The 12935-nt window shown below is 50.1% G+C and carries 4 protein-coding genes; all 4 read left to right on the forward strand.

Annotated features, from left to right (window positions below):
- Position 1 precedes the first annotated feature (1 nt).
- Positions 2-9670, forward strand: a complete 9669-nt coding sequence (locus IEW74_RS14225) for a cadherin-like domain-containing protein (protein ID WP_268233813.1) — start codon at positions 2-4, stop codon at positions 9668-9670.
- A gap of 143 nt (positions 9671-9813) precedes the next feature.
- Complete coding sequence (locus tag IEW74_RS14230; protein WP_188666384.1) at positions 9814-10656, forward strand: serine/threonine-protein kinase; 843 nt, start codon at positions 9814-9816, stop codon at positions 10654-10656.
- Entirely contained in the window at positions 10649-12052 is a 1404-nt protein-coding gene (locus tag IEW74_RS14235; RefSeq protein WP_188666386.1) for a malonyl-CoA decarboxylase, read from the forward strand. Before IEW74_RS14230 ends, IEW74_RS14235 begins: the two co-directional genes overlap by 8 nt.
- A gap of 5 nt (positions 12053-12057) precedes the next feature.
- Complete coding sequence (locus IEW74_RS14240) at positions 12058-12912, forward strand: isocitrate lyase/PEP mutase family protein (RefSeq protein WP_188666388.1); 855 nt, start codon at positions 12058-12060, stop codon at positions 12910-12912.
- Positions 12913-12935 lie beyond the last annotated feature (23 nt).

Here is a 12935-nt window from a genome sequence, read left to right on the forward strand (position 1 = left end):
GGTGACCTTTAACGCTGATGGCACGGTGACCTATCAACCCCATGATGATTTCAACGGCAGCGATATCTTTACCTATACGGTGACCGATGAAGACGGTGAAACTGTCACCGCCACGGTCACCATGACGGTGAGCCCTGAAAATGATGCCCCGGTGGTCGGGGCGATCAGCTTGCCGGACGGCACCGAATATCAGTCTTACACGGTGACCAAAGAACAACTTTTGGGCAATGCGTCCGATGTGGATGGCGATGCGTTGAACATCACCGCTGTGTCCGGTGGATCCAATTTGGCGATCACCGATAACGGCGATGGCACCTGGACGATCATTTCTGATGAGGAAGGGGCGCAAGACATCAGCTTCACCGTGTCCGATGGCACGGCCGAGGTCACACAAAGCGCGACCATCAACTTTGCCGATGTGGATAACACGGCCAATGATGATGCGGCGAGTGTTGCAGAAGACGGCAGCAAAACCATCAATGTTCTATCCAATGATCAGATCATCGATGGCGGCGAGCTGACCTCTGTCACCCAGCCGGAAAACGGCGAAGTGGCGTTTAATGCCGATGGCACGGTGACCTATCAACCCCATGATGATTTCAACGGCACCGATAGCTTTACCTATACGGTGACCGACGAAGACGGTGAAACTGTCACCGCGACCGTGACCATGACGGTTAATCCAGAGAATGATGATCCGATCGCAGTTGATGATATTACGGTCACTGAGGAAGATCAGGCCGTAACAATTGATCTGTTAGATAATGACAGTGATATTGATGGCGATAGCCTGAGCATTACACAAGTGGATGGTCAGGATATTGCAGCCGGGCAGACCATAACCTTGTCTGACGGGTCCGGTACGGTGACCTTGAATGCGGATGGGACGGTTAGTTTTGACCCGACCGATGATCTGAATGGGGATGTGAATTTCAGTTACACCATTTCTGACGCTCACGGCGGGACAGATACAGCAACGGCCACGGTGACGATTGATGCGGTCAATGATGGTCCGGTTGCGACCGATGATAGCTTCAGCGGTAACGAAGATACGACTATTACCTTTAGTGCCACTGATTTGTTAGGCAATGATAGCGATGTGGATAGCACTGGATTGTCTATTGCTCAGATCAACGGGGTCAGTCTGGATAACTTCCCGGCAGAAGGTCTGGACCTTGGCAACGGAATGCTGACATTTAACAGTGCGGATAATACCTTTAGCTTCGCCCCGACCGAAGATTGGAGCGGGACGGAGACCTTGAGCTATACCGTGACCGATGGTGACGGTGGGTCTGCACAGGCCAATATTGCACTGAATGTGGATGGTGTTGCCGATACGCCGGAGCTTGCGGTTTCATTGGTTGAAAGCGGTCATACGGGTGATAGTGTGACGGTGACCTTCCAAGATACGAATGCCGGATATCACAATACCTATGGGTATTACATTCTGGATGAAAATGGTGAACCGAGCACAGGGCAAATTATCTTTGCCGACCTGCATGATCAAAGTCAGGGCGATAGTTTTGTTCTGGACGGGGTTGATCAGGACCGTGTTGGTTTCTTCCTATTATCTGATGGCGATGGTGAAAACACAGGCCTGAGCAATGGCATGGAGGTGACTTTCCAACAGGACGCTGCCGGGAATTGGCAGGTTGTTGCGGATGGGAACGTCCTTGAACATGACAATAACGGCGGTCTGTATTTCAGTGATGAAGAGTTCAATGCCGATAATCTGGATCATTCGTTCGATGATTCCGATGTCATTGGAACGCAAAACTGGGAAGATCAGGCCAGCCAGTATGGCGGTAATGACTTTGACTTTAATGATGCATCGTTCAATGTGGAGTGGGATACGTCAAATTCCGAAACCACATATGATGTCAATATTTCAGCAGCGATCACCGATGATGACCTTTCTGAAAGCCTGACTGTAACCATCGAGGATTTCCCAGAAGGCGCGACCTTTAATATGGGTGAAATCGTTGACGGAACGTTGGTCATCAGCGGAGATGATCTGAACCGTCTGGAAGATTTGACCATGACGGTGACAGGTGATGTCACAGACTTCCAGATCAATGTGACGGCAACGGCAACAGAACCGAACGGATCAACAGCCAGCACATCGCTGACAGTTAGTTCCAGCTTTGACCCGGATGCGATTGATGACACGGGTTCCGTGACAGAAGGTCAAAGCATTACGATGGATGTGGTTGCCAATGATGTGGCGGGTGACAGTGAAAGTCTGAACATTGTTGAAATCAACGGGCAGGCTGTTGAAGCTGGTGATAGCGTGAATGTTAATCACGGTAGCGTGACATTGAACGAAGATGGCTCCATTACCTTTGCTGCCGATAATGGCTACGAAGGGCCTGCTGATTTCACTTATACGGTTTCCGATGGGCAGGGTACAGATACGGCCACGGTCAATCTGGACATTACCGATGGGAATATTGCCCCGGTTGCCGGGGATGATACAGCCAGCACAAATGAAGATACATCTGTTGTGATTGATCTGCTGGATAATGACAGCGATGCGAATAATGATGCACTGAGCATTACCCAGATCGATGGTCAGGACGTGAATGTCGGTGAAACGATTACACTGTCTGATGGATCCGGTCAGGTAACGCTGAATAATGACGGGACGGTTACGTTTGATCCAAGCGATAATCTGAACGGTGACGTCAGTTTTGATTACACCATCCGTGATCCGGAAGGCATGAGCGATACGGCAACCGTTACGGTTGATATTGACGCCGTTAATGACGGCCCGGTTGCAGGTGCCGACAATGCCCAAACATTGGAAGATAACGCGGTTACTTTCAACCCATTGGGCAATGACAGTGATGTGGACGGCGATAGTCTGAGTATTACCCAGATTAATGGCCAGAACATTGAGGTCGGCGGCAGTGTCGAATTGGATAACGGGACCTTGACGTTGAATGAAGACGGTACGGTCACCTTTAATCCTGATCAACATTATGCCGGCACGCAGGACTTTACCTATACGGTTTCTGATGGTCAGGGCGGCGTGACAACGGCAACGGCCACCGTTGATGTTGAAGCTGATGCGGATGCACCTGTGATTTCCATTAATATCGGGGCACCGGAAGCTGTCAGTGATGATGGTGCGGTTGCCGGTGGCAGTGTCAGCGGTGACGATGTGGCATCCGGTTCTGTTCAAGGTGTGACGATCTCGGGCTTTGATTCAGAAGGGAACCCGGCGGCTGTTGAACAAGTGACCAATGGTCATGGGGGCGGCATCGGTGTCGCAGCCCATACAACAGGGTCAAAAGACCTGTTGGGTTATGACAGCAAAGAAGGTGCAAGCGAGAGCCTCGTCTTTGAATTTGACGAAGATGTAAACAATGTCAGCTTCAACGTTGAACAATTCGGTGAAGGCGGCAATGGGGCGAATGCAAGCTTCGAACAGGGGATCTGGGAAGCCTATGACAATGGTGAACTGGTTGCCAGTGGTACATTCGATGGTCGTGGTTTGAACAACGCCGATGATACGGCCAGCGTGTCTATCAACGGTGTGACCTTCGATAAGCTGGTTGTCAAAGCAGATACGACCATTAATGCGGACGGATCAACAGCAGCCGGAGACAGCGATTTCGCAATTGATAATCTTGAATTTACCTATGCCGATGCATCCGGGGAAGTCGCTTATTACGACTATCCGTTGGATGTGTCTGCTGAACTGGTGGATCAGGATGGATCGGAAAGCCTGTCCCATGTGACCTTGAGTGGCTTGCCTGAAGGGGCTGTTCTGACACAAAACGGTGTCGAAATTACAATTACGGATGGAAGTGCAACAGTCTCTGTCAATCATCTTGATGGATTGTCTTTGCGCGTACCAGCCGATGCGGAAGATTTCAGTATTGATGCTTCTGTGACCTCAACCGATAGCAATGGTGATCAGGCAACATCAACGGCAAGTGATACGGCTGAAGTTCCTGATATCGATATCAACAACGGCCCGGATGCTGTTGCAGATAGCTTAAGTGGTGTCGAAGACCAGCCGATTACGTTTAACACCACCGATCTGTTGGGCAATGATACGGACGTGGATGGCGATAGCCTGAGCATTGTCAGTTTTGATCAACCGGAATTCGGGACGATCACAGATGATGGCAACGGTAACTTTACATTCACGCCGAATGAAAACTGGAATGGTCAAACTGACTTTACCTATACGATCTCTGATGGTCAGGGTGGGACAGATACGGCCACCGTTTCCATTACGGTTGAGGGTGTAAATGATGGCCCGGTCGCGACACATGACGAAGCCGATACGTTGGAAGATAACGCAGTTACCTTCAATCCACTGGGCAATGACAGCGATGTTGAAGGCGATAGCCTGAGCATTACGCAAATTAACGGTCAGGATATCGAAGTCGGCGGCAGTGTTGATGTCGACAATGGTTCCGTCACCTTGAATGCAGACGGCACAGTGACCTTTAACCCGGATGGGAATTATGCGGGGTCACAATCCTTTGAATATACCGTTTCTGATGGTCAGGGCGGTACAAGTACCGGGACTGCAAATGTCGATGTGGAAGCCGATGCAGATGTTCCTGACTTAAGTGTTTCTGTCGGTGAAGGTGTCACGCAAACAACAGGTGGTGAGCCGGTTGATGTGATGATCAATTCCGAAAATGCGACCAGTACAGGCGGTGGCTTTACAGTTACAGCACGTACGGTTGATGAAAACGGTAATCTGGAAGATACCGATATTGCCTATAACAATAATCCGGTTGGTTTCGGTGTTGCCGGTGCGTCTTCCGGTGCGGCGTCTGAAATCGGATATGACAATACGCATCAAGCATCCGAAGAACTGGTCTTTGATTTCGATCACGATGTATCTTCTGTTGATGTTTCCGTTTCCTGGTTGCATGGCGGTGAAGATGCGATCTACACCATGTATAAAGATGGTGTGGAAGTTGGTCGTGGCATGATTGACGGTGGTTCTGATCGTGTTGATCCCGCCATTACCTTGACGGCAGATGGCGGTGTTGATTTTGATCAGATCGTCTTTAGTGCCGAAGGCAGTGGCGATGACTATCTGATCCATTCTTTGGAATTTGAAGTATCCGATGGTGGGGAAACCACAACGACCTATCCATTGAATATCACATCTGGTTTGAATGATCAGGATGGTTCAGAAAGTCTGAGCCTGAGCGTGGATGGCCTGCCTGATGGTGCGGTTCTGTCTGCCGGAACGCAAAATGAAGACGGTAGCTGGATATTGTCCGCCGATGATTTGGAAGGTTTGACGGTTACTGTTCCGGGTACTGGCGAAGACTTTACGGTTGAAGTCTCTGCAACGGCGACAGAAAGCTCAAACGGTGATTCTGAAACCGTGACCGCCAGTGCAACCGTGGTTGCCAATCAAGCACCAGAGGCCGGTGATGACAGTGGGGCCACAACGGAAGATCACAGTGTTGTTCTGGACCTGACAGCCAATGACAGCGATGCCAATAATGATGAATTGAGCGTGACACAAATTAACGGTCAGGACATCGAAGTTGGCGGCAGTATTGATGTCGGTAATGGTAGTGTTACCCTCAATGAAGACGGGACTGTGACCTTTAACCCGGATGGTGATTTTGCAGGCACGCAGGACTTCACTTATACCGTATCCGATGGTCAGGGTGAAACCAGCACGGCAACTGCTTCTGTTGATATTGAGGCCGTTGCGGATATGCCGGAACTCAGCCTTGAAATCGGTGAAGGTAATAAGGTGACCTTGGGGGCGTCTGAAGGGGAAAGCTCCACTATCTTCACAACGACCTTTGGTCAAACCGATGGTGGGTTCCATACATCACCTGTGGATGGCTGGAACACGTCTTCCGATGCGATTGAGGTCTGGGACACGGATGGGGACGGTTCTTATATTGAACTCAACGATGACAATCGTGACCATTATGCAGATGCCACCAGTATTAACCGGACGCTAGATACGGTCGAAGACGCGACTTATACGGTCGATTTTGATTATTCTGGTCGGGCGGGCTATGACGAAACCGTCAATGCCATCGAAGTTCGTGTCAATGGGGTTGTGGTTGGTGAGTTCAACCATGACAACGCCAATGGCAATGATAATGATTGGCAGGATGGCTCTTTCACCTTCACAGGCACGGGTGAGCCGATGACAATTGAATTTGTCAGTGTTGGCGAGGCGATCGATTATGGTCGCGGCATGTATCTGGATAACATTGAAGCCGTTCAAACCCTGCCGGATAATGCGGGTGAGGAATTTGTCGAATACCCGCTGAACCTCAGCACCAATTTGACAGATATCGACGGGTCGGAAAGCCTGTCGGCTGTGACCTTGTCCGGCCTGCCGGACGGGGCTGTGGTTCTGGTGGATGGTCAGGAAGTCACGGTCAGCAATGGTACGGCGTCTATTGCCAGTAACAATCTGGATGATGTGGTTCTGCGTGTGCCGGCGGATCAAACAAACTTTGATCTGTCTGCAAGTGTCACATCTACGGAAGGCACCAATGGTGATAGTGAAACCGCAACCGTAACTGCCAGCGTCCATACAAACAGCGAACCTGTTCTCAGTGATGACAGTGCGGTGACGAACGAAGATACCAGTGTAGTGCTGGATCTGGTTGCCAATGACAATGATGCTGATAACGACACATTGACAATTACCCATATTAACGGGGAAGAAATCAGTGTGGGCGGACAGGTCGATGTGGGTAATGGAACCGTGACGCTGGAAGCTGACGGGACCGTGACCTTTACACCGAAAGGCGATTATGCCGGGGCACAAAGCTTTGAATATACGGTGTCTGATGGTGAAGGCCATAGTGCAACGGCAACCGCCGATATTGATATTGAAGCCGTGGCAGATGCACCGGAACTGACGGTTAATCTGGGTGAAGGTCAACTGGTTGGCGGTGATGCCGGGGGCGATAGCTCCGGTGGTGCCGGTGACAGCACAGGCGGGGGATCCGGTTCCTATGACAATACAATCACAGGAACAACCGGTAATGATTACAGTATCGTTGGAACCAATGACGACGATTATATCGATGCGTCTCATGGCAATGACAAGGTCTATGCCGGTAAAGGCGATGATTATATCGATGGCAATACCGGGAACGATACCCTTTATGCAGATAAAGGGGACGATACGGTCATTGGCGGACACGGAGATGACTATCTATCCGGTGATCAAGGCGATGATTATCTGGATGGCGGAACGGGCCATGACCGGATTTACGGTGGGTCCGGTGATGACACCATCATCGGGGATCATGGCAACGATACACTGTTTGGTGGATCGGGCGATGATAGCATTTCAGCTGGTACGGGCAATGATTATGTCTCCGGTGAAGACGGTGACGATATCATCGATACGGATAGTGGCAATGACGTGATCTATGGCGGCAGTGGGGACGATACAATCACTGCCGGTATGGGCAACGATTACATCAATGGTCAGGGCGGCGACGATACGCTGGTCCTGAGCGGGAATTCCAGTGAATATGCCATCAATGCCTATGGGGGCGGCTATCTGGTCACCCATTACGGCAGTGATGGAACGGATTACATCGAAGGTGTCGAAGAACTGCAATTTGCAGATGGCAAAATTGATGTAACTGACTTTGCCAATGGTGGCTCCGTTTCTGACAGTTCTGGTGGTGGTGACAGCTCTGGTGGATCCGGTGATAGCACAGGTGGTGGATCCAGTGGTGATGCCTATATGGAATATCCGCTTGATATCGCCGTTGGCGAAACCGATGTGGACGGGTCTGAAACATTGTCGGCGGTGACCTTGTCCGGTCTGCCCGATGGGGCGGTTCTGTTGCTGGATGGTCAGGCCGTTTCCGTTACAAACGGGACGGCAACCCTGTCCAGTGATGATCTGGATAACTTGACCCTGCGTGTCCCCAGTGATGCAGGCAGCTTTGAATTGACAGCGTCTGTTACCTCAACAGATGGGGATGACAGCGCAACAACCACCGTGAATACAGCGGTGGGCAATGACGCGCCTGTTGCCAATAATGATTATGCAACGACGAACGAAGACACGGCGATTGTTCTGGATCTGGTCGGTAACGATACGGATACAGGCAGTGATAGTCTGAGCATCACACAAATTGACGGTGTTGATATCTCCATTGGTGATACGGTCAATGTTGGTAATGGTACGGTCACACTGAATGCAGATGGTTCGATCAACTTTATGCCGTCTGATGATTTCAGTGGGGAAGTCAGCTTTGATTACACTGTTTCTGATGGTCAGGGTGCGAGCGATACCGCCACGGCATCGATTGATGTCGCAGGTGTTGCCGATGGGGCCGAAGTCAGCGTGAATATCGGTGAGGGCAGCATTCAAAATGGTGCAGCTCAATCCGGGGTGATCTCGCCCAGCAACTGGGATGAGACCAACGATGGTATCAGTGTTACCGGTTATACCTATGACAGCAGTGGTGGCTGGTATTCCAGTGCGGACCATATTCAGGAAACGCAAGGCGGCCTTGGTGTTGCAGATAGCAGTGGTGGCAAAGAGATTACAGACGGTGAAAATATTACCTTCACCTTTGAGAATGATCTCAGCCAGGCCACTGTGAATTTAAGCGGTCTGAAATCACAGGAACAAGCGGACTACACCCTGTTGGATGATAACGGTCATGTTGTCGGTAGCGGGACGATCTATGGTTCCGGCAACGGTGAAATTTCTGCGACCTTGACAGGCAGCAGTGAATTTTCACAAATTGTGATCACGGGTGAACATAAAACCGATAATTACTGCAAAACGTCCAAGTTTGTGATCGACTCGGTTGATTACACACCAGCTGCGGCTGCTGCCGTCATGGCCTATCCGGTGACTTTCGCACTCAGCATGAACGATGCCAGCGAAAGCCTGCTGGGGGATGAATTGAGTGTGGATCTGTCAACGATCCCGCATGGTTCTGAACTCAGCATTGGGGATGCGACTGTCAGTATTGACCAAAATGGCAGCATCTCGGTAACGGGCGGGGATGACGTCAGTGTTGACGGTTCAACCTTGAAAATTCCGAGTGCCACATTGGGTGAAGACCTGAGTGTCAGTGGAACCGTGACGGTTCCGGTTGACGAAAATGGTCATCACGATAGTTTCGATCTGACAGCCAGCGTTCAAACGGTGGATGGCATGGATGTCAGCATTGAAAATATCGATGCTGATGTTGCCGGTACCTACAGTAATGAAATCGGTACCGATGGGAATGACATCCTGTATGCCGATGATAACGGGGCTCAGTTGGCCGGTGGCGATGGTAATGACATTCTGGTCGATGGTGACGGGGATGATGTTATGATCGGCGGCGATGGTAATGACACATTCTACGTCAGTGACGGCGAAGATGTTATGAGCGGTGGTGCTGGTAATGATCTCTTTATCTTTAGCGGAAGCGCCGACAGCGGGACCAGTGGTCAGGATTGGGTCGATGGCGGTGCCGATTTCGATACGATCCATCTGAACGGTTCGGAAGGTTGGACATTGACCATTACCAACGACGATGGTTCGCAGGATGTTATTTCTTCGGACTCTGCAACGGCCGAACAAATGGCCGATTATCACGATGTATCCGGTCTGACAGGTCAGATCGAATTCGACGATGGTTCCACAGTCATCTTCGAAGGTGTGGAAAAAGTCGAGTGGTAAGCCTCTTGGTAACCAAGACAAAAAGCTGCGGTGTCAAACCCGCAGCTTTTTTTTTTAAGCTTGTGCAGGCGTTCTAATTTTGGTCTTCTCTTTTTATGAGAGAGATGCCGCAAATCGCCTATGACAAGATAGGCAAATACATCGTGAAACGCATAATTCGGTCAACGGGAAGTTCTGACCTGTACGAATGTTTTGACCCTGATTTACAGACTCGGGTGGCGGTCAAAGTTTTTGATGTTAAAAAACGTCTGTTGAAGAAACTGCCCTATTCGATTGCCAGTTGGCATCGGCGTTTTTTACGTGAGGCTCGCGTTCTGGCGCAAATAGATCATCCTCATGTAATTGCGGTGCGTGACCTTTCATATGTGGGGGATAAGCCCTTTTACGTCATGCCCTATATCGCGACGAATTTGTTATATGAGATGGGACGGGACGGCCCGGCACAGGGCTATGCACCCGAAATTCAAGATGCGCCGGAAGCACGCATGCTGGATATTTTACGGGCGTGTGATATTTTGTTTCAGGTTGGTAGTGCGTTGTCGGCGTTTCATGGGCGGGGTCTTGTTCATCGTGATATTAAACCGGCAAATGTTTTATTAACCCAGTTAAATGTCGGGTTGGTGAAGCTATGTGATACCGGCATGGTTAAATTCCCGGATAGCGAGGAATCGCAGGCGGGATATTGGATTGGCACCGAAGATTTCATCGCACCGGAACAAAAACGTGATTCAAAAAGCGTGGATACGCGGGCCGATATTTTTGCATTGGGTGTTTTGGGGTATCGGATGCTGACGGGGGAACTGCCGCGTGGGGCCTTTGACACCCCAAAAGAAATGCGCACGGATGTCCCGGAAGATTTAAGCCAGCTTGTGATGCGCGCTTTATCGCCTAAATTGGAAAGAAGACCCGCAAATGCTTTGGCGTTTTTGCAAGAGGTCGCACCGATCCGGGCAAATATACGTATGAAAGGAACGAAAATTGGCTGATTTGCTGGAAAAAATCAAAAGCTGGAGCTTCAATTGGCGAACCATTGCGCAGGCTGGCGGGAGTGAAGACGCATTAAACCTATCCCCGGATTTACCTGTGCATCAATGTCAACAGGTGCGCAAACAATTGAATGCCTGTTTGCAGTCTCAGGGTGGAGAGGTCTCGGCGCGTCAACGGGCAGCAACTTTGGGACAGGCTTATCTGGAATTGAATACAGAGGGGCGAAAACGGTTTTTAAAAATTCTGGCGGAAGATTTTGGAACGGATCGCCAAGCGGTTGATCAATCGATTTCTAATTTCCAAAATGCCACGGATGAAGAAGCCAAACGGGGTTTTGAAATCGAATTACGCCGCAATTTGGAACCTGCACGCATGACGTTGCTCCGTCAGTTTAATGCTTTGCCGCAAGGGGTTAAGTTCTTGGTTGATTTGCGGGCCGAGTTGATGCAAATGGCCCGTGAAGAGAGCAGTTTGAAAATCGTGGAACGCGATTTGAAAGATGTTCTGATTTCGTGGTTCGACGTGGGGTTTCTGGAATTACGGCGTCTGACATGGGATAGCCCCGCCAGTGTTCTGGAAAAAATTGCGGAATATGAGGCCGTTCATTCCATCCAAAGCTGGTCGGATTTGAAAAACCGTCTGGCGCGTGATCGTCGTCTCTTTGCCTTTTTCCACCCCCGTATGCCGGATGAACCGCTGATTTTTGTCGAGGTTGCTCTGGTAAACGGTATGGCGGACAATGTGCAGGATTTGTTGGACGAAAATGCGCCCCTTTTGGACCCGGATGCCGCTGATACCGCTATTTTCTATTCTATTTCCAACGCACAGGCCGGATTGGCAGGCATCAGTTTTGGCAATTTCCTGATCAAGAAAGTTGTGGCAAGCCTGAAAAAGGATCTGCCGAACCTGAAGACATTTGCCACGCTTTCACCTATTCCCGGTTTTCGAAAGTGGCTGGATGAAACACTGGCGGAAGGCGATAGTGCGCTTTTACAAACAAGTGAACGCGAAGCCCTTAAACTTGCCAGCGGACAAAAAGGGGCCAAGGGGGGCTTGAAGGCCTTGCTGGATGATGGACGGTGGGTTAATAAACCGGAGGCATGTGAGGCATTAAAAGCACCGTTGATGCGCTTGGCGGCACGTTATTTGACGGAAGCAAAGCGCAAGGGCGCGCGCCCGCTGGATCCGGTTGCACATTTCCACCTTAGCAACGGGGCACGTATGGAACGTCTCAATTGGTTAGGGGATGTGTCGCAAAAAGGTATGAAACAATCTGCGGGCATGATGATTAACTATCTTTATAAACTGAGCGATATAGAAAAAAACCACGAAGCATATCGCGGTGATGGGCAAATCATCGTTTCTTCGCAAATCAAATCACTGAAAAAAGGATAAACAACGTGTCGACGGCTTCAAACCTGCGCGCTTTATTGGCGGGAGATGACTTTTTAATGATGCCGTGTTGCTTTGACGGCTTAAGCGCAACGTTGATCGAACGGGCAGGGTACCCCTTAACATTTATGAGCGGCTTCAGTGTTTCTGCGGCCCGTCTGGGGATGCCGGATACGGGCTTGATCTCTTATGGGGAGATGGTCGATCAGGGGCGTTCCATCTGTCAGGCAACGGCGTTGCCGGTTATTGGGGATGGCGATACAGGCTATGGCAATGCGTTAAATGTCAAACGAACTGTCCAAGGATATGCCCAAGCCGGGTTTGCCGGGATTATGATTGAAGATCAGTTGTCCCCCAAACGATGTGGGCATACCAAGGGGAAACAAACCGTTGGTTTTGACGAAGCCTGCATGCGTATTCAGGCTGCTGTTGATGCCAGAAACGAAGGGGCTGATATTTTGATTATGGCGCGCACCGATGCCCGTCAAACCGAAGGGCTGGACGAAGCAATTCGTCGTATGAAGGCTTTTGAAAAGATCGGGGCCGATATCCTGTTTCTGGAAGCTCCGCAGTCTGTTGACGAAATGACGTTTTTTTGCCAAGAGGTCAAAGGGGCAAAAATGGCCAATATGGTGGAGCAAGGCAAGACACCGGTATTGCCGCCGATGCAGTTGGCTGAAATGGGCTATAAAATCGCTGCTTATCCTTTGACGCTGATTTTATCGGCGGTTCAGGCAATGGAAACCGCGTTGGAAGAACTGAAAGGCGGGTATCACCCGAAGTCACTGGCAAGCTTTGAACACCTTCAAGAGGTTATAGGCTTTCCAGACTATTATCAGAATGAAGAACGATATAAGATATGATTGAAAAAAGGCACCCATCCAAG

The organism is Terasakiella brassicae (assembly GCF_014641495.1).
GTDB classification, from domain to species: domain Bacteria; phylum Pseudomonadota; class Alphaproteobacteria; order Rhodospirillales; family Terasakiellaceae; genus Terasakiella; species Terasakiella brassicae.